The sequence below is a fragment of the Streptomyces sp. STAM6 genome, from assembly GCF_054963715.1.
Genome location: NZ_JBUEFZ010000005.1, coordinates 148,556 through 174,043 on the forward strand (window position 1 = coordinate 148,556; position 25,488 = coordinate 174,043).

Below are 25,488 nucleotides of genomic sequence, written 5' to 3' on the forward strand. Positions count from 1 at the left end.
GCGCTCCGTTCCGTACGCCCGCGTGCCGGGCTCCGCTACTTCTTGCGGCGACGGCCGCGTCCCCCGCGTCCCGCAGACGCGGGTACGGGTGCTGCCCCGGGCGTGCCCCCGCCGGCCGGCCGATCGGCCGACACCACCAGCGCCGCCAGCGCCGTGGTCACCGGCACCGAGGCCACCAGACCGATCGAACCCACCAAAGTCCGCACGATTTCCTCGGCGACCAATTCGCTGTTGGCGACCGTGCCCACGCTGCTCTCCGCGATCGAGAAAAGCAGCAGCAGCGGCAGGGAAGCACCCGCGTACGCCAGCACCAGCGTGTTCACCACGGACGCGATGTGGTCGCGCCCGATCCGGATGGCCGCCCGGTACAGCGCCCGCCTCCCCATGTTCGGGTCCGCCTGGTGCAGCTCCCACACCGCCGACGTCTGGGTCACCGTCACATCGTCGAGCACACCGAGCGAACCGATGATGATGCCCGCCAGCAGCAGACCCGACATGTCGATGTTCGGGTACAGACCGTGGATGAGGCCGGTGTAGTCGTCGGTGTTGCCGGTCAGCGACGCCCAGTCGATGAACACCGAGCCCAGCAGGCCGATCAGCAGCAGCGAGATCAAGGTGCCGATCACCGCCACCGAGGTACGGGCGGTCAGGCCGTGGCACATGTAGAGCGCCGCCAGCATGATCGCGCTTGCCCCGACCACGGCGACGACCAGCGGGTTCGAACCCTGCAGGATCGCCGGCAGGATGAAGATCGTCAGCACCGCGAAGCTCACCGCGAGTGCGATCAGCGCCATCACACCACGCATCCGGCCGACCACCACGACGGCCAGCGCGAAAAGCCCCGCGAGCACCGCCATCGGCACCCCGCGGTCCACATCGGTGACGGAATACTGCAGGTCACGAGGAGCGTCGGGGGCGTACGCCACCACCACGCCCTGGCCTTCCTCCAGTTGCCTGGGCGCGTCCGGCTGCACGATCTCGACGAAGGTGCGGCCCTTGTCCTTGCCGCTGGTGACCTCGACCGTCGCCTTCTCGCACTGGCCCTGCTGAGCGTTGGCCGCCTCGCGCCCCTCGGGCGTCGTCGGGTTGCTCGTCGGTGGCACTTGCGCGGCGTTCACATCCTTGCAGTCGACCTTCTCGACACGGATGACCTCGCCCTGTTCGGTCTGCCGGTCGAAGCCGACACCGGTGCGCTCGTGGGCCGGGGCGCCACCCGGCCACAGCACGACGAGCCCGACCACCACGGCCGTGGCGAAAGGAATCAGCACGGCCGCGATGACCTTGCGCAAGTGCTTGGAGACGGGCGCGGCGGGCCCGTGGCCATGGGTGTGGACGTGGGCGTGTCCGGCCGGCTCGGGGGTCTGATGCGAGGAAGTCACCGACCGATCATCGCAAGAACGGAGGGGGCCCTCTGTTCAGCGTGGCCGGGGTGACGCTAGCGTGGTGACACCTTTTGCACACGCGGGAGCTCGGAGCACCGGGCTGAGAGGGCGCTGACATCCGTACGGGCCGTACGGAAGCCGCTGCGTCGACCGCCGAACCTGTTACCGGGTAATGCCGGCGTAGGGAGTAGGTCACGATGACCGTTCAGGACGCACGCACGCCTGCCTCGAACCAGAACGACGAGGCCGGGAAGTCCATCGGCTGGCACAAGGGATACGTCGAGGGTTCGCGCCCCGACCTCCGCGTGCCGGTGCGCAAGGTGCACCTCACCAACGGCAAGGACGTGACGCTGTACGACACGTCAGGGCCCTACACCGATCCGAATATCGAGACGGATGTGCGCCGCGGCCTGCCGCCGCTGCGGGAGAACTGGATCATCGGACGCGGTGACACCGAGGAGTACGCGGGCCGGCCGGTCCGCCCCGAGGACGACGGGATCAAGCACACCGCGCCGCGTGGTGGGCTGCGCAACCTCGACGCGGTCTTCCCCGGCCGTCCGCGCCAGCCGCGCCGCGGCCGCGACGGCCAGGCGGTGACGCAACTCGCATACGCCCGCCGTGGCGAGATCACGCCGGAGATGGAGTACGTCGCGATCCGCGAGAACGTCTCCCCCGAGGTGGTCCGTGAGGAGATCGCGGCCGGCCGCGCCGTCCTGCCGGCCAATGTGAACCACCCCGAGATCGAGCCGATGATCATCGGTAAGCGGTTCCTGGTGAAGGTCAACGCCAACATCGGCAACTCCGCTGTCACCTCCTCCATCGAGGAGGAGGTGGAGAAGATGACCTGGGCCACCCGGTGGGGTGCGGACACGGTCATGGACCTCTCCACCGGCCGCAACATCCACACGACTCGGGAGTGGGTGCTGCGCAACTCGCCGGTGCCGATCGGCACCGTGCCGCTCTACCAAGCGCTGGAGAAGGTCGACGGCAAGGCCGAGGAACTGACCTGGGAGATCTACAAGGACACGGTCATCGAGCAGGCCGAACAGGGCGTCGACTACATGACCGTCCACGCCGGTGTGCTGCTGCGCTATGTGCCGCTGACGGCCCGCCGCAAGACCGGCATCGTCTCGCGCGGCGGATCGATCATGGCCGCGTGGTGTCTCGCGCACCACAAGGAGTCGTTCCTGTACGAGAACTTCGAGGAGCTCTGCGAGATCCTCGCGGCGTACGACGTGACGTACTCCCTGGGCGACGGCCTGCGCCCGGGCTCCATCGCGGACGCCAATGACGAGGCTCAGTTCGCGGAGCTCCGTACGCTCGGCGAGCTCAACCGGATCGCCAAGCGGCACAACGTCCAGACGATGATCGAGGGCCCGGGTCATGTCCCGATGCACAAGATCAAGGAGAACATCGACCTCCAGCAGGAGATCTGCGAGGAGGCGCCGTTCTACACGCTCGGCCCGCTGACCACCGATGTGGCCCCGGCCTACGACCACATCACCTCCGGCATCGGCGCCGCGATGATCGCCTGGTGGGGCACGGCGATGCTCTGCTACGTCACGCCGAAGGAGCACCTGGGCCTGCCCAACCGTGATGACGTGAAGACCGGTGTCATCACCTACAAGATCGCCGCGCATGCGGCGGATCTGGCCAAGGGGCACCCCGGCGCGCAGGAGTGGGACGACGCCCTGTCCGACGCCCGGTTCGAGTTCCGCTGGGAGGACCAGTTCAACCTGGCCCTCGACCCGGACACCGCCCGGGAGTTCCATGACGAGACGCTTCCGGCCGAGCCCGCCAAGACCGCGCACTTCTGCTCCATGTGCGGTCCGAAGTTCTGCTCGATGAAGATCTCGCAGGACATCCGCCGCGAGCACGGCGGCTCGCAGCAGGAGATCGAGGACGGCATGGCCGCGAAGTCCAAGGAGTTCGCCGCCGCCGGAAATCGGGTCTACCTGCCGCTGGCCGACTGACGCGGGGGCAGCGCGAGCGTGATGCTCCGGGGGGCGGAGGGGACCTCCCGGAGCGTCGCCGCGAACGGCGTGGATGTCCTGTTTCACGTGGAACGAACTGGTGTTTCACGTGAAACAGTGGCGCCCCGTGGCGGTCAGTCCGGCTGGTTCTCGGGGCCGCCGTAGTCGGGACTCGTGAAGTCCGGGCTTGTGAAGGCCGGCCGGGAGGCTCCCCCGCCCTCGCTGGGGCTGGAGAAGTCCGGACCGCTGTAGCCCACCTTCGGGATTCGGCCGACCTGGCGCGGAGGGGTCCCGGAAACCGGGTCCGCGCTGGGATCGGCGAGCGCGTCCCTGAGGAACGGCAGGATTCCCCGTTCCAGGAGGGCGTGGCGCCAGGCCTCTCGGGCCCGGGAGATCTCGTCGGGAAGCTCACCACCCGGCTCCTGGGCCGGGACCTGCGTGGAGCTGTTGCGCAGGGCGGTGATCAGCAGGCCGATCGCGGCGACCAGGATGCCGGCCGCGGTGACCGCTGCGAAGAACCAACCCGCCGTGAGCAGTGGATCGGCAATGGACGGTGGTGGGCTGAGCATCTTCAGGATGGAGCCGACGAGTAGGAAGATGATGGCCGCAGTGCCCGCGAGAACGGGTGCGAGCACGGTGACGATGACCCCGACCCCGGCGCCGGGCCCGCCGTCCGTCTCGTCGCCCGAGGCGGCGAGCACGGAGCCCAGTACTGAGGTGCCGGTGGGAGTGCGCGCTTCCGCGCGCACCTTGACGAAGTGGTCGTACTCCGCGGCGGCGGCCGCGGTGATCAGTGCCGTGGCGTTCAGAGCCATGGTGCGCAGTTGCTCGGCGTTGAGCCGCCGGCCTATCCCGGCGAGATCCGGACGGTCGGGCGCGTTGCGCAGCGCGTCGTCGAGGAGGCGCTCGTACTCGGAGCGGTCCTCGGTCAGCAGGTGCGGAGCGCTGTTCATGTGCATCCCCCGATGCTCCGTAGGCCCTGTTTGCCCGCGTAGAACGGGCAGTTGGGCGCAAACGGAGGAGAGCCTGCTACGGAAATACCGATGGTAGAGCCGTTACGGCAAGGGGTGACAGGGGGTTTCCGGAAATCGCCTGCCAGGGCTTGGCTCAGTTGGGCAGGGGAAGTTGGACAACCAGCAGCTTTCCGGCCATGGTGACTCCGCCGTCCATGGCGATGGCGAGACCGTCCGCGTAGACGTGCGGGCCTTCGACCGACGGACCCTCGCCGTCCTCGCCGTCCTCGGAGCCCACTTCGCCCAGGAGGTACGGGATGGGGCTGTGGCCGTGGACGACGCGCCGGCCGCCGTAGGCCGAGAGCAGTTCCGAGGCCGCCATCGGTCCCGCGTCGTCGCGGAACGCGAAGCGCTTGGTGAGCTTGCGGAACAGGTCCCAGCACTCGTCGGCGTCATTGCGGGTGAGGATCTCGTGGACGGTGTCGTTGACGTCCTCGATGGTGGAGCCGTAGTCGAGGTAGGCCGTGGTGTCGGAGTGCACGAGCAGATGCCCGTCCTCCTCCACGATCGCGTCGAGCCGGGACATCCACTGCAGATGGACGTCCTGGAGCCGGTCCATGTCGTTCTTCTGGCCGCCGTTGAGCAGCCAGGCGGCCTGGAAGGTGGCGGTGCCGGCGCCCGAGTTGACCGGCGTGTCGCTGAACCGCTTGGCGCCGAGCAGCAGCAGCTCGTGGTTCCCCATCAGGGCCTTGCAGTAGCCGCCGGCGGCCGCGGCCTCGGCGGAGAGCCGCATCACGAGATCGATGACGCCGATCCCGTCGGGGCCCCGGTCGGTGAAGTCGCCGAGAAACCAGAGGCGGGCGTTTCCCGCGGCCCAGCGGCCTTCGGCGTCGATGAGGCCCTGTTCGCGCAGGGCGACGAGCAGCTCGTCGAGGTACCCGTGGACGTCACCGACCACGAAGAGCGGGCCCGGGCCGTGCTCGCGCTCGGCCGCGGGGGCCGGCGCCTCGGACGGCGTGACCTGCACCTGCAGCGTGTCGCCCCGGTTGATCACCGGGAGGTCGCGTGCGGTGGGGGTGTACCCCTCCGGAGGCTCACCTTCCGGGAAGGCGTTGCCGGGGTGAGCGGCGTGACCTTGCACCGGCACCTGGGCGTACGGCGGTACGCGGAAGTCGCGCAACGTCGCCGTCCGCACGACGGGTCCTTGACCGGCCCCCTGAGTCATCGACCCCTCCACCACCGTAGCGACGCCCTACACCTCGCGGACCGGCCTGGTCGGGGCCTGCCCGCGGTGTCGTCCGCCCATCATAGGAATGAGGCCCGAGCTCTGTGACGCACCAGGGGTGGTGAATCCGGGTGCACCCCCCGTTCATCGGTTGTTTCGCCCCAATTGGGAAGGTCTGGGCCACGACTGATGCCCGCTTCGGCCCTGCTCGGGACGATCGTTCACTCCTGCGACGGTGATCGGGGAGGACTCACGGTCGTGCGCGGCGAGCGTCGCTGGGAGGAGGTGCGGACGATCAGCTCGGTCGGTATCACCTGCTCGACCGGCCGATCGGTCTCGATGCCTTCGATCGCGTCGATCAGGAGCTGGACGACCGCGGTGCCGATGCGCCGTGGTTTGAGCGAGAGGGTGGTGATGGGCGGCTCGGTGGCCGCGTAGACAGTTGACTCGCTGCAGCAGACCAGCAGCAGATCGTCCGGGACGCGCAGCCCGTACCGCCTCGCGGCGGCGAGCAGATCGGTGCCGTTGGGGTCGAAGAGCCCGTAGACGGCGTCCGGCCGGTCGGGGCGGGCCAGCAGCCGGTCGGCGGCGACGGCGCCGGCGCAGGGGTCGTGGGCCGGGTAGGCCTCGTAGACCGGGTCCTGGCCGACGCGCTCGCACCAGTTGAGGTACGCGGTGGTGGACAGGCGGGTATAGGTGTCGGTGCTGGTACCGGTGAGCAGGCCGATCCGGCGGGCGCCGGCCGCGGCGAGATGGTCGAGCAGATCGAGAACGGCGGCTTCGTGGTCGTTGTCGACCCAGGCGGTGACCGGCAGGGTGCCGGCCGGACGGCCGTCGGAGACGACCGGCAGGCCCTGGCGGACCAGCTCGGTCACGACCGGGTCGTGGTCGGAGGGGTCGATGACGACGGTGCCGTCGAGGGCGACGTTCGACCAGACGTCATGGCGGGAGGTGGCGGGGAGGATGACCAGGGCATAGCCGCGGGCGAGCGCGGCTGAGGTGGCGGCCCTGGCCATCTCGGCGAAATAGGCGAATTCGGTGAAGGTGAAAGGTTCATCCCCGTAGGTCGTCACGGTCAGGCCGATGAGGCCGGACTTGCCGGTACGGAGCGTGCGGGCCGCTGCGGATGGGCGGTAGCCCAGCCGGTCGGCGACCTCGCGGACATGGCGGCGGGTGGCGTCCGGGAGCCGGCCCTTGCCGTTGAGCGCGTCGGAGACAGTCGTGATGGAGACCCCGGCAGCGGCGGCTACGTCCCGGATGCCCGCTCGGCCCTGCCGACTTCCCCGGGTCTGTGCCCGGCTCACCTGGTGCTTCCCTGCTGCTGTCATGGCGAGCCGATAGTAGGGCGAGGCCGGGCGGTTGAGCCGGTCGCATATTCACTCGTTGACAGGCACGTTTCTGCATGGTCGCCACCCCCCAACCGCCAGAGAAACCAAGGCAGTTCAGGGGAAACGCGTACCCCTGCCACTTGTCGTCGCGCATGGGCCTGCCAAATGAGCCATGTTTTGCTGTGGCCTCAACTCACCACTACGGGGGACGCGCGCCACGGCGCGAGCCACCGGCGCACGAGGTCGTGGATGCGCCCCCTTCCTCCCCGTCCCTTCGCGGGCGGACCGCCCGCGGCAAGATGCCATTCCGGTTTCAGCCATTCGCACCGGCGAGGAATCCTCATAAGGTGAGCAGTATTGGCGGTACGGACGGTCAAGGAGGACCACAGTGAGCGAGACGAGCGGGACCAGCCCGAAGCTGCGCGCCGTGCTGGACGGCATCCCCACCTACAAGCCGGGCAAGCCCGCCGCGGCCGAAGGCCCGGTCGCATACAAGCTGTCCTCCAACGAGAACCCCTATCCGCCGCTGCCCGGTGTGATGGAGAGCGCGCTGGCCGCCGCGGCGGATTTCAACCGATACCCGGACATGGCGTGCACCGCTCTCTTCAATGAGCTGTCCGAGCGGTTCGGTGTGCCCGTGTCGCACCTGGCCACCGGTACCGGGTCGGTGGGTGTGGCGCAGTCGCTGCTGCAGTCCACCTCGGGCCCCGGCGACGAGGTGATCTACGCATGGCGGTCCTTCGAGGCGTACCCGATCATCACGCAGATCAGCGGTGCCACCTCCGTGCAGGTGCCGCTGACGTCGGGTGAGGTGCACGACCTGGACGCGATGGCCGACGCGATCACCGACCGCACCCGGCTGATTTTCGTCTGCAACCCCAACAACCCGACCGGCACGGTGGTGCGGCGGGCCGAGCTGGAACGTTTCCTGGACCGTGTGCCGTCCGACGTCCTGGTGGTCCTGGACGAGGCGTACCGCGAGTTCATCAGGGACCCGCAGGTGCCGGACGGCATCGAGATCTACCGGGAGCGGCCGAACGTCGCCGTCCTGCGGACCTTCTCCAAGGCGTACGGGCTGGCCGGTCTGCGGGTCGGATTCGCGATCGCCCACGAGCCGGTGGCCGCGGCCCTACGCAAGACCGCGGTCCCGTTCGGCGTGAGTCAGCTGGCGCAGGACGCGGCGGTGGCCTCGCTGCGCGCCGAGGACGAACTGTGGGGACGCGTCGGCTCGTTGGTCTGCGAGCGCACGCGGGTGTACGAGGGGCTGGTGGCCCAGGGCTGGACGGTGGCCGAGACCCAGGCGAACTTCGTCTGGCTGCGGCTGGGGCAGCACACCGTGGATTTCGCGGCGGCCTGCGAGAAGGCGGGTGTGGTCGTGCGGCCGTTCCCCGGTGAGGGTGTGCGCGTCACGATCGGTGAGTCCGAGGCGAACGACATCTTCCTGCGGGTGGCGGAGTCGTTCCACAAGGAGCGGTACTGACCGGGCGGTGCCCCTTTGCGGGGCGGCCGGTCATCCGGCCGGCCACTCAGTCGGTGACCAGTTCGACGCGGATCGGGTCGCCGGTGCGCACCGTCGCGAGGAGGCGCGGGTCGCCTTCGATCCTGCCGAGGATGTTGCACGGGCTGGCGAGCCTGCACTCGTCGCCGCGTGAGATCGGCGTGGGTCCGTAGGGGAGCGCGAGGGCGTCGCCGGCGGTCCAGAACGCGACGGTGCCCGGTTCCACCACCTGGAGGGCGTCCGCCTCCAGCGGGACGGAGACGGGTGTGTCGAAGTAGACCTCTTCGCCCCAGGTGTGGGCGGTGGAGGCGATCGGGAGAGCCCCTGCGAGCACCTTGCTCGTGGGGGTTTCCTCGATGGTCGCGGTCACATGGCCGGCGGGCCAGGAGATTCGTATCTGCATGCGCGGATTCAACAATATGTTGAAGTTGCGGGGAAGGGGGACCCCCGTTTCACCTTCGGATTTCATGTAAGTCATAATGGCTTGTGATTGTGAACGCATTCACAAGCGCGCCTGGTTCCTCCCAAGATCAACCGGAATCGGTGAGGCGACGCACGAAACGTCCGGACCGTAGGACGTAGGCCGTAAGGAGAAGCTGACGTGGACCTGGCTCTGGCGCCAGAGACGCTGGCGCGGTGGCAGTTCGGTATCACCACCGTCTACCACTTCCTCTTCGTTCCTCTGACGATCTCACTGGCCGCTCTCACCGCCGGTCTGCAGACCGCCTGGGTGCGGACCGAGAAGGAGAAGTACCTCAGAGCGACCAAGTTCTGGGGCAAGCTCTTCCTGATCAACATCGCGATGGGTGTGGTCACCGGCATCGTGCAGGAGTTCCAGTTCGGCATGAACTGGTCCGACTACTCGCGCTTCGTGGGTGATGTCTTCGGCGCGCCGCTCGCCTTCGAGGCGCTGATCGCGTTCTTCTTCGAGTCCACGTTCATCGGGCTGTGGATCTTCGGCTGGGACAAGCTGCCCAAGAAGATCCACCTGGCCTGCATATGGATGGTGTCGATCGGCACCATCCTCTCCGCGTACTTCATCCTCGCGGCCAACTCCTGGATGCAGCACCCGGTGGGCTACAAGATCAATGAGGCGACCGGGCGGGCCGAGCTCACCGACTTCTGGGCGGTGCTCAGCCAGAACACCACCCTGACCCAGGTCTTCCACACCATGTCGGCGGCCTTCCTCACCGGTGGCGCGTTCATGGTCGGTATCGCAGCCTTCCACCTGGCCCGCAAGAAGCACATCCCGGTGATGAAGACCTCGTTGCGTCTCGGCCTGGTCACCGTCGTGGCCGGCGGCATGCTCACCGCCATCAGCGGCGACTTCCTCGGCAAGGTCATGTACCAGCAGCAGCCGATGAAGATGGCCGCGGCCGAGGCCCTCTGGGACGGCGAGGGCCCGGCGCCCTTCTCCGTCTTCGCGTACGGCGACGTGGACAAGGGCCACAACAAGGTCGCCGTCGAGATCCCCGGCCTCCTGTCCTTCCTCGCGCACAGCGACTTCGAGTCCTACGTCCCCGGTATCAACGACACCAACAAGGCCCTGCAGGAGAAGTACGGCCCGGGTGACTACCGGCCCAACATCCCCGTCGCCTACTGGGGCTTCCGGTGGATGATCGGGTTCGGCATGGCGTCCTTCTCCCTCGGACTGCTGGGCCTGTGGCTGACGCGCAAGAAGTTCCTGTTGCCGAAGGCGCTGAGGGTGGGCGATGACGAAGTGCCTCATCTGGTGCTCTTCAGGAAGCCGCTGAACCACAAGCTCACCCGGCTGTACTGGCTGACCGCGCTGTGGACCCTGGGCTTCCCGCTGATCGCCAACTCGTGGGGCTGGATCTTCACCGAGATGGGCCGCCAGCCCTGGGTCGTCTACGGCGTGCTGCGCACCCGGGACGCCGTGTCGCCCGGTGTCTCCACCACCGAGGTGCTCATCTCGATGACCGTCTTCACCGCCCTCTACGCGGTGCTCGCCGTGATCGAGGTCAAGCTGCTCGTGAAGTACGTCAAGGCGGGACCGCCGGAGCTCACGGAGTCCGACCTCAACCCACCCACCAGGATCGGCGGCCATGACAAGGACCCCGAGCACGGTGCCGACCGGCCGATGGCCTTCTCGTACTGAGGACTGGGAGCTGAGGCATGGAACTCCACGACATCTGGTTCGTACTCATCGCCGTCCTGTGGACCGGCTACTTCTTCCTGGAGGGCTTCGACTTCGGGGTCGGCGTACTCACCAAGCTGCTCGCCCGTAACCGGGTCGAGAAGCGTGTGCTGATCAACACCATCGGGCCGGTCTGGGACGGCAACGAGGTGTGGCTGCTGACCGCCGGCGGTGCGACCTTCGCCGCCTTTCCCGACTGGTACGCCACACTCTTCTCCGGCTTCTATCTGCCGCTGCTGGTGATCCTGGTCTGCCTGATCGTGCGTGGTGTCGCCTTCGAGTACCGCGCGAAGCGGCCCGAGGAGAAGTGGCAGCACAACTGGGAGCAGGCCATCTTCTGGACCTCGCTGATCCCCGCATTCCTCTGGGGCGTGGCCTTCGCCAACATCGTCCGGGGTGTGAAGATCGATGCGACCAAGGAGTACGTCGGTGGCCTCCTCGATCTGTTCAACCCGTACGCGCTGCTGGGCGGACTCGTCACACTGACGCTCTTCACCTTCCACGGAGCGGTGTTCACCGCCCTGAAGACGGTCGGCGACATCCGGGTGCGGGCCCGCAAGCTCGCTCTGGTGCTCGGTCTGATCACCGCGGTCCTGGCGCTCGGTTTTCTGCTCTGGACGCAGGTCTCGCGCGGTGACTCGACGAGCCTGGTGGCGATGATCGTCGCCGTGGTGGCGCTGCTCGGAGCGCTCGGGGCGATCAAGGCGGGGCGTGAAGGATGGTCCTTCGCACTGTCGGGCGTCACGATCGCGGCCGCGGTGGCGATGCTCTTCCTTACGCTCTTCCCGAACGTCATGCCGTCCTCGCTCAACCCGGACTGGAGTCTGACGGTGACCAACGCGTCGTCCAGCCCGTACACGCTCAAGATCATGACCTGGTGCGCGGCCGTGGCCACGCCGCTCGTGCTGCTGTACCAGGGCTGGACGTACTGGGTCTTCCGCAAGCGCATCGGGACCCAGCACATCGCCGACGCCCACTAGTGGGGGATGTTTCACGTGAAACCGATCGACCCGCGTCTGCTCCGGTACGCCCGAGCCACCCGTCTGTTCCTGGCGGCCGTGGTGGTTCTCGGCCTGGCGGGGGCGGCGCTGGTCGTCGGCCAGGCGATGCTCATCGCCGAGGTCGTGGTCGGCGCCTTCCAGCAAGGGCTCGTCGTCGATGACCTGGTGACGCCACTGACGTTGCTGGCCGTGGTGTCCGTGGGGCGCGGCGCCGTCTCCTGGCTGACCGAACTCGCCGCCCACCGGGCGAGCGCGGCGGTCAAGTCCGAGCTGCGAAGGCGGCTTCTGGAGCGAGCGGCGGCCCTCGGGCCGGGCTGGCTGAGCGGCCAGCGCGTCGGCTCCCTGGTCGCGCTGGCGACGCGGGGTGTCGACGCCCTGGACGACTATTTCGCCCGCTACCTTCCGCAGCTGGGGCTGGCGGTGGTCGTGCCGGTGGCGGTGCTGGCGAGGATCGTCACCGAGGACTGGGTGTCCGCCGCGACCATCGTGGTGACGCTGCCGCTGATCCCGATCTTCATGGTGCTCATCGGCTGGGCCACGCAGGCCCGTATGGACCGCCAGTGGCGCCTGTTGTCCCGGCTGTCGGGGCACTTCCTGGACGTGGTGGCGGGGCTTCCCACGCTCAAGGTCTTCGGACGGGCGAAGGCCCAGGCGGAGTCCATCCGCTCCATCACCGCCGAATACCGGCAGGCGACGCTCCGGACGCTGAGGATCGCTTTCCTTTCCTCGTTCGCGCTGGAGCTGCTGTCCACGCTGTCGGTGGCGCTGGTGGCGGTCGGGGTCGGTATGCGGCTGGTCCACGGAGACCTGGACCTGTACACGGGGCTCGTCATCCTGATCCTGGCGCCCGAGGCGTATTTGCCGCTGCGGCAGGTGGGGGCGCAGTACCACGCGGCGGCGGAGGGGCTCTCGGCGGCGGAGGAGATCTTCGCCGTCCTGGAGACGCCGGCACGTGCGGGCGGCACCGGGCCGGTGCCCGCCGGTCCGGTGCGCATCGAACTGGACGCGGTGACCGTGCGCCACGTGGGACGCTCGGAGCCCTCGCTGGACGCGGCCTCCCTGGTCGTGGAGCCGGGCGAGACGGTCGCGCTGGTCGGGCCCAGTGGGGTGGGAAAGTCGACCCTGCTGGACGTGGTGCTCGGCTTCGCCCGGCCCGAGGGCGGCGGGCGTGTCCGTGTCGGCGGGGCCGGGGGCCCGTCCGTGGACCTCGACACGCTGGACCTGGACCAGTGGCGGGAGCGCATCGCCTGGGTGCCTCAGCGGCCGTACCTGTTCGCCGGAACGATCGCGGAGAACGTGCGCCTCGCCAGGCCGGACGCGGACGCCGGCGCGGTACGGGCGGCGCTGCGCGATGCGGGCGCGGACTTCGTGGACGGGCTGCCGGCCGGCATCGAGACGGTGCTCGGCGAGGACGGCGCGGGCCTGTCGGCCGGCCAGCGTCAGCGGCTGGCCCTGGCCCGGGCTTTCCTCGCGGACCGTCCGGTGCTGCTGCTGGACGAGCCGACGGCCGCGCTGGACGGGGCGACCGAGGCGGCCGTGGTCGAGGCGGTGGAACGACTGGCCGAGGGGCGGACAGTGCTGCTGGTGGTGCACCGGCCGGCGCTCTTGGGGGTGGCGGACCGGGTGGTCCCGCTCTCCCCCAGCCCGTTCCTCCCCGAAACCGAAGGGCTCCTCCCCCCGGCCCCCCTGACCGGGAAGCGGCTTTCCACGGGGACGGACGCCCGCGCCCTCCCGACCGCGGCGGCTTCGCGCCGCGAGGAGCCCGCGCCGCCCGGTGAGCGTGAGGTGGCCACGGGGCGTGGGGCGAGGGCGTCCTCGGAGACCGGGAGTCCGGCGGCTCCACGCCGTGAGGGCCCCGTTTCGGCCGCACACGAGGCGGGGGCTTCTTCCGCCGCGGTGGACGCTTCTTACGGGGCGGGGAGCGGTGCGGTTTCGCGTCGTGAGAGCTCTGCCCCGGCCGGGGACGGAGCCGGGGTTCCCGCCCCGGTGGACGTTCGTGCCGAGGCCGGGAGCGCGGTCGGTGCTCAAGTGCTCGGCCGGGTGCGGGCGATGGCGGGGGAGCTGCGGGGGCGGCTTGGACTGGCATGGGGCTTGGGGAGCCTGGCCCTGGGGTGCGCCGTCGGGCTGATGGCGGTCTCCGGCTGGCTCATCTCGCGGGCCTCCGAGCAACCGCCCGTGCTCTATCTGATGGTGGCCGTCACGGCCACGCGGGCGTTCGGGATCGGGCGGGCCGTGTTCCGGTACGCCGAGCGCCTGGTGTCGCACGACGCCGTACTGCGGATGCTCGCCGAGCTGCGTGTCACCGTGTACCGCGGGCTGGAGCGGATCGCGCCGGCCGGGTTGCGCCGGACCCGGCGCGGGGATCTTCTGTCGCGGCTCGTCTCCGATGTGGACGCCCTGCAGGACTACTGGCTGCGCTGGCTGCTGCCCGCCGGGGCGGCCGTGGTCGTCGGGGCGGGGTCCGTCGGGTTCACGGCCTGGCTGCTGCCCGAGGCCGGCGCGGTTCTGGCCGTGGGCCTGCTGGCCGCCGGACTCGGGGTGCCTCCGGCCGCCGGTGCGCTCGCCCGCCGCGCCGAGCGCAGGCTGGCTCCCGCGCGCGGTGTGCTCGCCACGCGGGTCGTCGACCTGCTGCGTGGTTGTGCGGAGCTGACGGTGGCCGGTGCCCTCGGGCGCCGTGGCGAGCAGGTGCGCGAGGCGGACGGTGATCTGACCCGGATCTCGGCGCGGCAGGCCGCCGCGACCGCTCTCGGCGGCGGGCTGTCGGCGCTGGTGTGCGGACTGACCGTCACCGCTGCCGCGCTGGTCGGCGTCCGGGCGGTCGGGGACGGCAGGCTCGACGGTGTGGCGCTCGCCGTCGTCGTGCTGACGCCGCTCGCCGCGTTCGAGGCCGTCGCCGGTCTGCCGCTCGCCGTCCAGTACCGCCGGCGCGTCCGCCGGAGCGCCGAGCGGGTGTTCGAGGTGCTCGACGCGCCGGTTCCCGTCCATGAGCCGGAGCGGCCGGCGGCGGTGCCGGACAGCCCGTTCCCGCTGGAGGTCCGGGGGCTCTCGGCCCGCTACGCGGGCCAGGAACGGGACGCCCTCGCGGGGCTCGACCTGCGGCTGGAGGCCGGCCGGCGGATTGCCGTGGTCGGCGCGTCCGGCTCGGGAAAGACGACCTTCGCCCAGGTGCTTCTGCGGTTCCTCGACGCGCGGTCGGGGACGTACCGGCTCGGTGGCGTGGACGCGGCCTCGCTCGACGGGGACGACGTGCGCCGTCTCGTGGGGCTCTGTGCCCAGGACGCGCACATCTTCGACAGCTCCGTCCGGGAGAACCTGCGCCTGGCGCGCCCCGGCGCGAGCGACGACGAGCTGCGCCGTGCGCTGGACCGGGCACGGTTGCTCGACTGGGTGGACGCGCTGCCCGACGGTCTGGACACGCTCGTCGGTGAGCACGGCGCCCGGCTCTCCGGGGGCCAGCGCCAGCGCCTCGCACTCGCCCGCGCGCTGCTCGCCGACTTCCCCGTCCTCGTCCTGGACGAGCCCGCCGAGCACCTCGACCTGGCCACGGCCGACGCCCTGACGGACGATCTGCTGCGGGCCACCGAGGGCCGCACGACGGTGCTGATCACGCACCGGCTGCGCGGTCTCGACGCGGTCGACGAGGTCGTCGTGCTGGAGGAGGGCCGGGCCGTGCAGCAGGGTCCGTACGCCGAACTGGCGGACGTCGAAGGCCCGTTGCGGCTGATGCTGGAGCGTGAGCGCCGTGCCGATCTGCTGCTGGCGACCGCGGGACCGGCCGCGCCCGAGTTCCCGGGCTGAAGCCGTCGGCCCCACGCCCGGCGAGCCGCTGGTGAGGGCGGGGCCGGATGCGAACACGACCGGCCCCTACCCAGGGGGGTGCGGACGGCGGCGGTCTCGGAGATCCGGCCGTCCTGCCGTTCCGCCGTTCGGCGGTGCCGGAGTTGCGTGCCTAGGCCTGTTGGCGGTAGAGGCGGTGGCTCTTTGGCGGTAAGAGCGTCGCGGGATCCCGGAGATCGCCCCGGTCCGGCGCGACGATCCCAGGGTGTTCCTTCCCGCCGCACGGCGGACGTTCGTCCCGCTCGTGCTGTCCGCGCTGCTCGTCCTGCTCCCCCGCCCACAGGCGGCGGTGGGAGCGGACGGGCCGAGCGCGAGCGCGGAGGTGGCGCGGCTGTACGAGGAGGCCGCCCGGGCCACCGAGACGTACGAGCAGAACAGCCGGGCGGCAGCGGTTCAGCGCGCCCTGATCACACGTCTCCAGGGCGAGCTGGTCACGAAGCGAAGCGAACTGGCCGTCCTGCGCGCCCGGGCGGGTGAGGTGGCGCGGGCGCAGTACCGCACCGGCGGCACTCTGGCGCCGACCGGCCGACTCCTGCTCGCCGACGATCCGGACGAGGCGATGCGGGCCCAGCGGCTCGCCGCACAGGCACACCGGGCCGTGGACAGGCTGATGGAGGGCACGCGCAAGGCGGAGCGGCGCTTGACCCGCACGGAAGGGGAGGCGGCGGATGCCTGGCAGGAGCTGGCCGTTCGGCAGACGCGGCTGGCCGCGATCCGGCAGGGTGTCGAGGCGCGGCTCGCGCTGGCTCAGAGCCGCCTCCAGGCACAGGCGGCGGACAGCGTGGCGGCGGGGCGCTGTCCGGCTCCGGCACGGCTCGGCCCGCCGGCTGTTCCGCCGGCCGCTCCATCGGCTGTCCCGGCTGACCGGGCGCCGGGCGAGGCGCAGGCTGGAGCGTCGCCTGGTGCGGCGGGCGGTCCGGAAAGCACCGGGTCACGTCCGGTACGGGCTCGTTCCGGCGGTGCGGTACGTGGTGCTGCCGGTGACGCGGCGAGTGGTGCGGCACATGGCCAGGCGGGCGGTCCGGCGAGCGACGCGGTGAGTGGCAAGGCGAGCAGTTCGGCGACCAAGGTGCTGCCCGCCACGGCGAGCGGCAAGGCGAGCGGCAAGGCGGGCGGTCCGGCGGGCGGCGCGATGGCCAAGGTGGTGCCCGGCAAGGCGAGTGGCAAGGCGGGCGGTCCGGCGGGCGGCGCGATGACGAGGGTGCTGCCCGGCAAGGCGAGCGGCAAGGCGAGCGGCAAGGCGGGCGGCGCGGTGACCAGGGTGGTGCCCGGCAAGGCGAGCAGTGCGGTGACCAGGGTGCTGCCCGGCAAGGCGAGCGGCAAGGCGAGCGGCAAGGCCGGCGGTCCGGCAAGCGGCGCGGCCCGGGGGCCGGTGGGGAGGGCCACGAGTGGCGCGTCGCCCCGTCCGCGGTGGGTCGCGCCGGTCGCGGAGCGGGACGGGTACGTGCTGTCCGCCGGTTTCGACCGGGCGGGTCCGCGGTGGGCGCACCGGCACACCGGGCAGGACTTCGCCGTGGGCATCGGTACGCCGGTGCGTTCGATCGGTGCGGGCCTGGTCGAGTCGGTGTCCTGCGGCGGCGCGTTCGGGATCGAGGTGCTCGTGCGCCACGGGGGCGGCTGGTACTCGCAGTACGCGCATCTGGCCGCCGCGGCCGTGACCAGGGGACAGCGGGTGCCGGTCGGCGAGAGGATCGGCCAGGTGGGGAGCACCGGTAACTCCACCGGACCGCATCTGCACTTCGAGGTACGGGTCACGCCGTACCTCGGTTCGGGCGTGGACCCCGTGCGCTGGCTGCGGGAACACGGGGTCGAGCTGCGTGGCGTCGGCGGCTCCGGCGCCGTCAGTGGTTCCTGAGGATGTCCTCGATGATGAGCGCGACGCCGTCCTCGTTGTTGGCGACGGTGCGGCCGGAAGCGGCGGCGACCACGTCCGGGTGGGCGTTGCCCATCGCGTACGAGCGGCCCGCCCAGGACAGCATCTCGATGTCGTTGGGCATGTCGCCGAACGCCACCACCTCGTCGGCGGAGATGCCGCGCTCGGCGCAGCACAGCGCCAGCGTGCTGGCCTTGGAGACGCCCATCCCGCTGACCTCCAGCAGGGCGGTGGGACTGGAGCGGGTGATGGTGGCCTGCGCGCCGGCGGCGACCTGGGCCAGGGCGAGGAAGCCGTCCGGGGTCAGTTCGGGGTGCAGGGCGAGCAGCTTCAGCACGGGGTCGCCCGAGCCCGGCCGCTCCTCGTGCAGCAGCTTCTCGGCGGGGGCGATGGACGCGCCGTGGTCGAGGTAGAAGGGCGGGTAGTCCGGCTCGTAGTGGACTCCGGTGGTGAGGTCGACGGCGAAGGCGGTGCCCGGCGCCTCGCGTCGCAGCGTCCGTACGACGTCGAGCGCGATCTCGCGGTCGAGCGGCCGGGTCTCCAGGAGCCTCCCGCCGGCGTGCAGGTCCACCACGGCGGCGCCGTTGGCGCAGATCGCGAGGCCGTGGCCGTGGACGTGCTCGCTGACGACGCCCATCCAGCGGGCCGGGCGGCCGGTGACGAAGAAGACCTCGATACCCGCTTCCTCGGCCGCGGCCAGCGCCGCGATCGTACGGTCCGAGACCGATTTGTCGTCACGAAGGAGCGTTCCGTCGAGGTCGGTGGCGATCAGTCGGGGACGCCGATGCGAGGTCGGCCGCGGTCGGTGAGAGGTCAATGAGGTCACGGGCCCATTGTCCCGTACACGTGTGCACGGGCGTGCGGCCATGCGCACATCTGAGCTGTTCCGTGACTCTCTGAGGGCGGGCGTATGGTCGGGGGATGCGTCTGAGCACCGTGATCCTCCCCTTCCGCCGCTGGCACGACGGTGGCCGCGACGAGTGGCTCCGCGCCGAGCGGCTCGGCTTCCACAGCGCGTACACGTACGACCACCTCTCGTGGCGCGTTCCCTTCCGTGACGGTCCGTGGTTCGGCGCGATTCCGACCCTCACGGCGGCTGCCGGCGCCACCGAGCGGATACGGCTGGGCACCCTGGTGACGTCGCCGAACTTCCGGCATCCGGTGACGCTCGCCAAGGAGCTGATCACGCTGGACGACCTCTCCGGAGGCCGTGTCACGCTGGGCATCGGCGCGGGCGGCATGGGCTTCGACGCGACCGCGCTGGGGCAGGAGGCGTGGTCGCCGCGCGAGCGGGCCGACCGGTTCGGGGAGTTCGTGCCGTTGCTGGACCGGCTCCTGTCCGAGGAGACGGTCACGCACGAGGGGACGTTCTATTCGGCCCGCGAGGCGCAGAACGTCCCGGGCTGTGTGCAGCGCCCGCGCCTGCCGTTCGCCGTGGCGGCCACCGGGCCGCGCGGTCTGAGGCTGGCGGCGAAGCACGGTCAGGCGTGGGTGACGACCGGGGATCCGAAGGTGTCCGAGTCGGGCACGCCGGAGCAGTCCCGGGAGGCGATCCGGGCGCAGGTCGAGAAGCTGGGCAAGGCGTGCGCGGACGCCGGCCGGGACGCCGAGGCCATGGACAAGATCCTGCTGAGCGGGTTCACGCCGGACCGTCCACTGGAGTCCCTCGACGCGTTCGTCGACTTCGCGGGCCGCCACTTCGAGCTGGGCTTCACCGAGATCGTGATCCACGCTCCGATCGCGGACACCGTCTTCGCCGCCGACCAGCGGGTCTACGAGCGGATCGCGACGGAGGCACTGGCGCAGCTGCGCCAGTGAAGCGACCCGGTGCCCGCGGTCACTCCGGGAAGCGGATGTAGGCCGGGGGCACCGCGGCGGTGAGCCAGACGCCGTTCGCGCTGACGTGGAACACGTGGCCGTCCCTGTGCATCGCGCCCGAGTCGATCGAGAGCACCAGCGGGCGGCCGCGCCGGGCGCCGACGCGCGTGGCGGTTTCGCGGTCCGGCGACAGGTGGACGTGGTGGCGGGACATGGGGCGCAGGCCCTCGGCCCGGATCGCGGCCAGGCTGCGGGCCACCGTGCCGTGGTAGAGATACGCGGGCGGGGTGGCCGGCGGCAGGTCGAGGTCCACCTCGACGGTGTGGCCCTGGTTCGCCCTGATGCGGTCTCCGTCGATCGTGAAGCGCCGCTTGTCGTTGACGGCGACGACATGGTCGAGCTCGGCGCGGGTGATCGGCATGCCGTCGCCGGCCGCCGCCCGCAGCAGGTCGTCGATGGCGGCCCAGCCGTTCGGGTCGAGGACGAGCCCGATCCGCTCGGGCTGGTGGCGCAGATGTTTCGAGAGGTACTTCGACACCCTTACGGTGCGTCTTTCGTCCATGCTTCCAGCGTGTCAGGCATCACGTTCGCCACGCCACACAAATTTCACGGAAAAGGTTTGGTCCACAACCAACTAGGTTTATCCACAGGAGAATTGACAGTTCTGTGGACAACTGAATGTGATTTTCAGCCTGCTTGACCCTTTTCCGTGACTTCGGGGCGACTTGGAGCAAGGGCGTCCAAGGCACGTGCGTGCACCTCGCGTTCGGCCGCGGCGGCGACGAACGCCGCTACGTTCTCCGCGCCAACGAGGCTGCTGACGGCGGCGATCGTCGAGGCCGGGAGCATGACGGAACGCGGCTCGTCGCCGCCGGCCGGCGGCCCCTTCGGGGACAGCTGACGCTGGAGGTGCCGGGGGGCGAACGTCTGCATGGCACGGGCCAGTTCGGCATCGACCGTCTGCTGGGCCAGTGGCCGCAGCCGCCGCACCAGGGCCGCCGCTTCCGCCGCGTCGGCGTCGGTCGGCGGACGGTGTCCCAGGTAGCGGGCGAAGACGTGTTCCGTGGTGAACTCCAGGAAGCGGGCGGCCATGTGCTCGACCTGTGCCCGAAGTTCCCTCAGGTGCGCGGCTATTGCCAGCAGCGGCACACCGGCCGCGTACAACTCGACCGCCACCGCGAGCTCCTGGGGACTCGGAACCAGGAATGCGTCCTCCTGGCCGGGGACGCGCTCCAGGACCCCGAGCTCGATCGCCTCCGCCACGGCCTTGTCGTCCGGAGTGCCGCCGAACGCGGCGTCCAGCTCCGCCCGGGTGATGCGGGCGGCTTCCTCGTCCGTCCACGGACCGTGCACCTCGGCCACCAGCCCGAGGACCCCGCCCAGCCCGCGGCCCTGGTCCCACGCCTCCAGGAGCTCCTTGATGGAGGCGAGGGTGTAGCCGCGGTCCAGGAGGTCGGCGATCTGCCGCAGCCGGGACAGATGGGCGCTGCCGTACACGTTGGACCGGCCGCGCCGCTCCGGCTTGGGCAGCAGGCCCCGGTCCTGGTAGGCACGGATGGTCCGGACCGTGGCGCCGCTGTGGTGCGCCAGGTCCTCGATCCGGTACTCGGCCGCCGACTGCTGTGCTGGCTGCTCGACCACGCCCGCTCCTACCTCCCCCGACCCTGCTGCCAGGGATCGTACGACTGCCGCCGTCACACCGGGGGGTCGAGGCGGGCCAGGGCCCGCAGGGCCCGCGGTGCGAGGCGCGAGAGCAGGTGGGCGCCGCGGGCCTCCGGGGTCACCGGCACGACCGCCTGGTTCCGCACGACGGCCCGCAGGATCGCGTCCGCGACCTTCTCCGGCGGGTAGTTCCGCAGCCCGTACAGCCGGGCCGTCCGCTTCTGCAGCCGCTTCTCCTCCTCCGCCGAGACACCGGCGAAGTTCGCCGTGGCGGTGATGTTGGTGTTCACGATGCCGGGGCAGATGGCGGTGACCCCGATGCCCTTCCCGGCCAGCTCCGCGCGCAGGCACTCGCTCAGCATCAGCACCGCCGCCTTCGACGTGCTGTACGCGGGCAGGGCCCGGGACGGCTGGAAGGCCGCGGCGGACGCGATGTTGACGATGTGGCCGCCCTGACCCCGCTGGGCCATCTGCCCGCCGAAGATCCGGCAGCCGTGGATCACACCCCACAGGTTGACGTCGAGGACCTTCTTCCAGTCCTCGGTCGTCGTGGCGAGGAAGGAGCCGGACAGCCCGATGCCGGCGTTGTTCACCAGCACGTCCACGACGCCGTACTCGGTGGCTGTCCTCTCGGCGAGCTTCTCCATCGCCTGCTCGTCGCTGACGTCCACCACCTCGCTCCAGGCCTCGGGCGCACCGATCAGCCGGGCCATCTCGGCCGTCCGCGCGGCGCCCTCCGCGTCCCGGTCCACCGCGATCACCCGGGCGCCCGCCTCGGCGAACCCGAACGCGGTGGCCCGCCCGATGCCGCTGGCCGCGCCGGTCACCAGGACCAGCCGGCCGCCGAACCGGTCGGCGTACGGCTTCCCCGACGCCACCGGGGCCGGCATCTCACCACCCCGCTCCTCGTGTGCCGTCACGAACTCGCCGATCCACGCGGCGAGCTGGTCCGGACGGGTGCGCGGCACCCAGTGCTTGGCCGGCAGTGCCCGGCGCACCAGGTCGGGCGCCCACGTGCCCAGGTCGTCGTAGAGCCGCTCCGACAGGAAGATGTCGCCGGTCGGGGTGATCAGCTGCACGGGCGCGTGCGCGAACGCGTCGGCACGCGGACGGCGCAGCCGCGCCCGGACGTTGTCCCGGTAGAGCCAGGCGCCGTGGGCCGCGTCCGCCGGCAGGGACGGTGTCGGATAGTCGCCGCCGGGGACCTTCTCCAGCCGCCGCAGGATCTTCGGCCACCGTTTGCCGAGCGGCCCGCGCCAGGCGAGCTCCGGCACGACCGGGGTGTGCAGCAGGTAGACGTACCACGACTTGGCGCCCTGGCCGAGCAGCTGGCCGACCCGGCGGGGCGTCGGCCGGGTCATCCGCTTCTTGATCCAGTGCCCGAAGTGGTCGAGCGAGGGGCCGGACATCGAGGTGAAGGAGGCGATCCGCCCCTCGGTGCGCTTGACCGTGACGAACTCCCAGGCCTGCACCGAGCCCCAGTCGTGGCCGACCAGGTGTACCGGCCGGTCCGGGCTGACCGCGTCCGCGACCGCCAGGAAGTCGTCCGTCAGCTTCTCCAGGGTGAACCCGCCGCGCAGCGGCACCGGCGCGGTCGACCGCCCGTGGCCCCGCACGTCGTACAGCACCACGTGGAAGTGCTCGGCGAGCTTCGGCGCGACCTCGGACCACACTTCCTTGGAGTCCGGGTAGCCGTGCACCAGCACGACCGTCGGACGGTCCGCGTCACCCAGCTCGGCCACGCACAGCTCGATCCCACCGGTGCGAACCCGGCGCTCCCGCGCCCCCGCCAACGCCATCAGATGCCCTCCGCCCAGCGCCGCACGTGCGGCAGATCGTCGTCCAGCCAGAACGCGCTCTGCTCGGGGTCCCGGGAGTCGGTGACCACGAGGAGCTCCTCGAACTTCGCGCCCGTACCCCGGAACCCGAGATGCGGCTCGACCGCCCACAGCCCCGGCCGCGGCGGGTGATCGGAGAACCGGTACGGCGACCACAGCGGCGACCAGCCCTCCCGGTGGCCGTGGACCGCGTCGCTCACGAGGCCCTTCAGCGACTGGGTGCCGAACCCGAAGAGCGTGGGCGACCAGCGGCGCTCGCGGACCCGGTCCACCTTGTGGGCGATCACCCCGAAGGGGTACGCGCGGTGCCGGTTCGCGTACCCCTGCCGGACCATCAGCCGGTCCACGTCCTCGTAGATCTCCCGCAGGGAGCGCCGCTCCCGGACCTCCCGCAGAATCAGTTCGCGGTGCTCCTCCAGGTCCGCGAGGAGCTTGTCGTGGACCGGGTTCAAGCCCAGGCAACCCGAATAGCCGATGTCCGCGGTGTAGCCCTTGTACACCGGTGCCATGTCGAGGATGAAAGGCATCCCCGCCTCCAGCCGCCGGCCGGTCGGGAAGAACTGCAGAGGGACCCGGAAGTTCACGAACGCCGTACGGTCGCCGAACCAGGCGAACGGCAGATGGAACCAGTCCCGCACTCCCCGCTCGCGCAGCCAGTCGCGCTGCATCCGGGCCGCCTCGCGCTCGGTGACCCCCGGCTTGAGCTGTCCGGCGACCGCCTCCGCGCATGCGTACGCCAGGCGCTGCACTTCTCTGAACCCGCGCAGGTCCGCGCCCGGTTCCCGAGTCACCGATGAGACTGCTGAGGCCATGCCACCCGTCCGTCCCGTGTGCCGTACGCGGTCGTAACTTGACACTGATGAATGTGACAATGCTCGGCGGCTGCGTCAAGAGCCGTGCACGGACTGTGGAGAACAGCGACTTCCGGAGGGCCCCCCTACGGGCCCGTAGTCCTGGAGTCGGACATCGATCCAGCCGCCTGGTCTGACGCCCGTTGTGGCCTGCGCCACTACCTTCGAAGCGTGACTGTGATCGCGACCGAAAGCCTCAGCAAGCGGTTCCCCCGGGTGACCGCTCTCGACCGGCTCTCCCTGGACATCGGGCCCGGTGTGACCGGACTTGTGGGTGCCAACGGAGCCGGCAAGTCCACCATGATCAAGATCCTGCTGGGTCTGTCGCCCGCCACCGAGGGCCGGGCCGAAGTCCTCGGCCTCGACGTCGCCACCAGCGGCGCCGCCATCCGTGAGCGGGTCGGCTACATGCCCGAGCACGACTGCCTGCCGCCCGACGTCTCGGCCACCGAGTTCGTCGTCCACATGGCCCGGATGTCCGGCCTGCCGCCCACCGCGGCGCGCGAGCGCACCGCCGACACCCTGCGCCACGTCGGGCTGTACGAGGAGCGCTACCGCCCCATCGGCGGCTACTCGACCGGCATGAAGCAGCGTGTGAAGCTCGCCCAGGCCCTCGTCCACGACCCGAAGCTCGTCCTGCTGGACGAGCCGACCAACGGCCTCGACCCGGTCGGCCGCGACGAGATGCTCGGTCTGATCCGCCGCGTGTACACGGACTTCGGCATCTCGGTCCTGGTCACCTCCCACCTGCTCGGCGAGCTCGAACGCACCTGCGACCACGTCGTCGTCATCGACGGCGGCAGGCTGCTGCGCTCCAGCTCCACCAGCGACTTCACCCAGATCACGACCACCCTCGCGGTCGAGGTCACCGACAGCGACACCCACCCCGACGGCACGGCGGCCCTGCGCGAGGCGCTCACCGCCGCCGGAATCACCCTGCACGCGGGCGTGGAGGAGGGCCTGCCGGGCGCGGGCCACATCCTGCTGCTGGAGGCGACCGGCGAGGAGACCTACGACCTGGTGTGCGACACCGTCGCCGGGCTCGGCCTCGGTCTCGTCCGCATGGAACAGCGCCGTCACCACATCGCCGAGGTCTTCCGCCCGGCGACGGAGGCAGCGGCCCACGGCGCCATGGAGGTGCAGTCCCGGTGAGCACCGAGACCCAGACGCAGAACGGGTCCCAGACCCGGATCCACAACATCGGGTACCGCGACTACGACGGGCTGCGGCTGGGCCGCGCCTATGCCCGCCGCTCCCTGTTCTCCCAGTCGCTGCGCGGCTCCTACGGACTGGGCCGCAGTGCCAAGTCCAAGGTCCTGCCGATGATCCTGCTCGGCGTGATGTGCGTCCCGGCGCTGATCGTCGTGGCCGTCGCCGTGGCGACCAAGCTGACGGAACTGCCGCTGGACTACACGCGCTACGCGATCTTCACGCAGGCCGTGATCGGTCTCTTCCTGGCCGCGCAGGCGCCCCAGTCCGTCTCCCGCGACCTGCGGTTCAAGTCCGTCCCGCTGTACTTCTCCCGGCCGATCGAGCGCGTCGACTACGTGCTCGCCAAGTACAGCGCGATGGCGTCGGCGCTGTTCATCCTCACGGCGCTGCCGCTGCTCATCCTGTACATCGGGTCGCTGCTGGCCAAGATGGACTTCGCCGACCAGACCAAGGGATTCGCACAGGGGCTGCTCTCCGTGGCGCTGCTCTCCGTCCTGTTCGGCGGGATCGGCCTGGTGATGGCCGCGCTGACGCCCCGCAGGGGCTTCGGTGTCGCCGCCGTCATCGCCACCTTCACCATCTCGTACGGAGCCGTCTCCACCGTCCAGGCGATCGCCTGGAGCACCGGCTCCCTGGGCGCCGTGAAGTGGCTGGGCCTGTTCTCGCCCGTCACCCTGATCGACGGTGTGCAGACCGCGTTCCTGGGCGCCTCGTCGTCCTTCCCCGCCGAGGCCGGACCCGGCGCCGGAGTCGGCGTGGTCTACCTCCTGGTCGTCCTCGCGCTCATCGCCGGCTCCTACGGCGTCCTGATGCGCCGCTACCGAAAGGTCGGGCTGTGACCGCCCTCCCGTCGCCCGCCACCACCCTTCCAAGGAATCG

At 70.7% G+C, this 25,488-nt stretch carries 18 protein-coding genes and 1 pseudogene; 9 read left to right on the forward strand and 10 right to left on the reverse strand.

Annotation, left to right across the window (positions count from 1 at the left end; translation table 11 throughout):
- Positions 1–35: 35 nt before the first annotated feature.
- Positions 36–1,379, reverse strand: a complete 1,344-nt coding sequence (locus tag ACY34K_RS09280; RefSeq protein WP_462745651.1) for a YibE/F family protein — start codon at positions 1,377–1,379, stop codon at positions 36–38.
- Positions 1,380–1,579: 200 nt separating this feature from the next.
- On the opposite strand from ACY34K_RS09280, the gene thiC reads away from it, so the two are divergent.
- Positions 1,580–3,355 (forward strand): phosphomethylpyrimidine synthase ThiC, encoded by a 1,776-nt coding sequence (gene thiC, locus ACY34K_RS09285; protein ID WP_462745652.1) that lies wholly within the window; start codon positions 1,580–1,582, stop codon positions 3,353–3,355.
- Positions 3,356–3,489: 134 nt separating this feature from the next.
- On the opposite strand, the gene ACY34K_RS09290 is transcribed toward thiC, so the two are convergent.
- The 3 genes from ACY34K_RS09290 to ACY34K_RS09300 all read right to left on the reverse strand — a co-directional run bounded on the left by ACY34K_RS09290 (position 3,490) and on the right by ACY34K_RS09300 (position 6,861).
- The gene (locus ACY34K_RS09290) at positions 3,490–4,314 is read right to left on the reverse strand and encodes a hypothetical protein (RefSeq protein WP_462745653.1); all 825 of its coding nucleotides are present in this window, start codon (positions 4,312–4,314) and stop codon (positions 3,490–3,492) included.
- 148 nt (positions 4,315–4,462) lie between these two features.
- Positions 4,463–5,548 carry a metallophosphoesterase gene (locus ACY34K_RS09295; protein ID WP_462745654.1) on the reverse strand — a complete coding sequence of 362 codons (1,086 nt, stop codon included), beginning with the start codon at positions 5,546–5,548 and terminating at the stop codon, positions 4,463–4,465.
- A 206-nt stretch (positions 5,549–5,754) separates the two neighbouring features.
- A complete protein-coding gene (locus ACY34K_RS09300; protein WP_462745655.1) occupies positions 5,755–6,861 on the reverse strand; it encodes a LacI family DNA-binding transcriptional regulator in 1,107 nt (368 codons plus the stop codon).
- A gap of 388 nt (positions 6,862–7,249) precedes the next feature.
- Between ACY34K_RS09300 and hisC the strand changes: the two genes are divergently transcribed.
- Positions 7,250–8,341, forward strand: coding sequence for a histidinol-phosphate transaminase (gene hisC / locus ACY34K_RS09305; RefSeq protein ID WP_462745656.1), 1,092 nt, complete (start codon positions 7,250–7,252; stop codon positions 8,339–8,341).
- A gap of 46 nt (positions 8,342–8,387) precedes the next feature.
- Here hisC and ACY34K_RS09310 read toward each other — a convergent pair whose 3' ends face one another.
- Complete coding sequence (locus ACY34K_RS09310) at positions 8,388–8,762, reverse strand: cyclophilin-like fold protein (RefSeq protein ID WP_462745657.1); 375 nt, start codon at positions 8,760–8,762, stop codon at positions 8,388–8,390.
- Between the two features lie 198 nt (positions 8,763–8,960).
- Between ACY34K_RS09310 and ACY34K_RS09315 the strand changes: the two genes are divergently transcribed.
- The 4 genes and pseudogenes from ACY34K_RS09315 to ACY34K_RS09330 form a co-directional block, all read left to right on the forward strand.
- Positions 8,961–10,478, forward strand: a complete 1,518-nt coding sequence (locus ACY34K_RS09315) for a cytochrome ubiquinol oxidase subunit I (RefSeq protein ID WP_462745658.1) — start codon at positions 8,961–8,963, stop codon at positions 10,476–10,478.
- A 17-nt stretch (positions 10,479–10,495) separates the two neighbouring features.
- Positions 10,496–11,497 (forward strand): cytochrome d ubiquinol oxidase subunit II, encoded by a 1,002-nt coding sequence (gene cydB, locus ACY34K_RS09320; RefSeq protein ID WP_462745660.1) that lies wholly within the window; start codon positions 10,496–10,498, stop codon positions 11,495–11,497.
- Between the two features lie 15 nt (positions 11,498–11,512).
- A complete protein-coding gene (gene cydD / locus ACY34K_RS09325; protein WP_462745661.1) occupies positions 11,513–15,316 on the forward strand; it encodes a thiol reductant ABC exporter subunit CydD in 3,804 nt (1,267 codons plus the stop codon).
- Between the two features lie 1,387 nt (positions 15,317–16,703).
- A pseudogene (locus ACY34K_RS09330) lies at positions 16,704–17,210 on the forward strand (M23 family metallopeptidase); the annotation flags it as partial.
- On the opposite strand, the gene ACY34K_RS09335 reads toward ACY34K_RS09330, so the two are convergent.
- On the reverse strand, positions 17,197–18,096 hold the full coding sequence (locus tag ACY34K_RS09335) for a Cof-type HAD-IIB family hydrolase (RefSeq protein WP_462745662.1): 900 nt from the start codon (positions 18,094–18,096) through the stop codon (positions 17,197–17,199). The pseudogene ACY34K_RS09330 and the gene ACY34K_RS09335 sit on opposite strands and share 14 nt — an antisense overlap.
- Positions 18,097–18,149: 53 nt before the next feature.
- Between ACY34K_RS09335 and ACY34K_RS09340 the strand changes: the two genes are divergently transcribed.
- Positions 18,150–19,046 carry an LLM class flavin-dependent oxidoreductase gene (locus tag ACY34K_RS09340; RefSeq protein WP_462745663.1) on the forward strand — a complete coding sequence of 299 codons (897 nt, stop codon included), beginning with the start codon at positions 18,150–18,152 and terminating at the stop codon, positions 19,044–19,046.
- A 19-nt stretch (positions 19,047–19,065) separates the two neighbouring features.
- On the opposite strand, the gene ACY34K_RS09345 is transcribed toward ACY34K_RS09340, so the two are convergent.
- From ACY34K_RS09345 to ACY34K_RS09360, 4 genes are all read right to left on the reverse strand, one after another.
- Positions 19,066–19,608, reverse strand: a complete 543-nt coding sequence (locus tag ACY34K_RS09345; RefSeq protein WP_462745664.1) for an RNA 2'-phosphotransferase — start codon at positions 19,606–19,608, stop codon at positions 19,066–19,068.
- Positions 19,609–19,733: 125 nt separating this feature from the next.
- Positions 19,734–20,687 (reverse strand): MerR family transcriptional regulator, encoded by a 954-nt coding sequence (locus tag ACY34K_RS09350; protein ID WP_462745665.1) that lies wholly within the window; start codon positions 20,685–20,687, stop codon positions 19,734–19,736.
- Between the two features lie 53 nt (positions 20,688–20,740).
- Positions 20,741–22,507, reverse strand: a complete 1,767-nt coding sequence (locus ACY34K_RS09355) for an SDR family oxidoreductase (protein ID WP_462745666.1) — start codon at positions 22,505–22,507, stop codon at positions 20,741–20,743.
- Positions 22,507–23,358 carry a M24 family metallopeptidase gene (locus ACY34K_RS09360; RefSeq protein ID WP_462745667.1) on the reverse strand — a complete coding sequence of 284 codons (852 nt, stop codon included), beginning with the start codon at positions 23,356–23,358 and terminating at the stop codon, positions 22,507–22,509. The genes ACY34K_RS09355 and ACY34K_RS09360 overlap by 1 nt, the downstream gene beginning before the upstream one ends.
- Before the next feature lie 216 nt (positions 23,359–23,574).
- Between ACY34K_RS09360 and ACY34K_RS09365 the strand changes: the two genes are divergently transcribed.
- On the forward strand, positions 23,575–24,549 hold the full coding sequence (locus tag ACY34K_RS09365; RefSeq protein WP_462745846.1) for an ABC transporter ATP-binding protein: 975 nt from the start codon (positions 23,575–23,577) through the stop codon (positions 24,547–24,549).
- Positions 24,546–25,448 carry an ABC transporter permease gene (locus ACY34K_RS09370; protein WP_462745668.1) on the forward strand — a complete coding sequence of 301 codons (903 nt, stop codon included), beginning with the start codon at positions 24,546–24,548 and terminating at the stop codon, positions 25,446–25,448. Before ACY34K_RS09365 ends, ACY34K_RS09370 begins: the two co-directional genes overlap by 4 nt.
- Positions 25,449–25,488 lie beyond the last annotated feature (40 nt).